General features: G+C 63.0%; 1 protein-coding gene. It reads left to right on the forward strand.

Annotated elements, in window-relative coordinates; genetic code table 11:
* The coding region (locus J8I82_RS37775) for a bifunctional UDP-4-keto-pentose/UDP-xylose synthase (RefSeq protein WP_245180687.1) at positions 1-989 on the forward strand (989 nt) is incomplete at both ends.

A 989-nucleotide genomic window follows, 5' to 3' on the forward strand; every position in this document is an offset into this window, starting at 1 on the left:
CTGATTCTCGGCGTCAACGGCTTCATCGGCCATCACCTGACGCGCCGCATCCTGGAAACCACGCCGTGGGAGGTCTACGGCATGGACATGAACACGGACCGCCTGGGCGATCTCGTCGACCACCCGCGCATGCACTTCTTCGAAGGCGACATCACCATCAACAAGGAGTGGATCGAATACAACATCCGCAAGTGCGACGTGGTGCTGCCGCTGGTCGCCATCGCCACGCCGGCCACCTACGTGCGCCAGCCGCTGCGCGTGTTCGAGCTGGACTTCGAGGCCAACCTGCCGATCGTGCGCGCCGCGGTCAAGTACGGCAAGCACCTGGTGTTTCCGTCGACCTCGGAGGTCTACGGCATGTGCGGCGACGAGGAATTCGATCCGGAAGCCTCGCCGCTGGTCTATGGCCCGATCAACAAGCCGCGCTGGATCTATGCCTGCTCCAAGCAGCTGATGGACCGCGTGATCCACGCCTATGGCATGGAGCAAGGGCTGAACTACACGCTGTTCCGGCCCTTCAACTGGATCGGCGCGGGCCTGGACTCGATCTTCGAGTCGAAGGAAGGCTCATCGCGCGTGGTGACGCAGTTCCTCGGCCATATCGTGCGCGGCGAGCCGATCAAGCTGGTCGACGGCGGCGCGCAGCAGCGTGCGTTCGCCGATATTTCGGACGGCATCGGCGCACTGATGCGCATCATCGAGAATCCCAACGGCATCGCCAGCGGCAAGATCTTCAATATCGGCAATCCGGCCAACATCCATTCGGTGCGCGAACTGGCCGAGATGATGCTGAAGATGGCAGGGGACTATCCCGAGTACGCCGACGAAGCGCGCAAGACCCGGATCGTCGAAACCTCGTCGGGCGACTTCTACGGCAAGGGCTACCAGGACGTGCAGCACCGCGTGCCGAAGATCGACAACACCATCGAAGCGCTGGGCTGGAAGCCCGAGGTCACGATGGAGCAGTCGCTGCGCCGCATCTTCGAGGC

This window comes from Cupriavidus consociatus (genome assembly GCF_017814975.1).
GTDB classification, from domain to species: Bacteria; Pseudomonadota; Gammaproteobacteria; order Burkholderiales; family Burkholderiaceae; genus Cupriavidus; species Cupriavidus consociatus.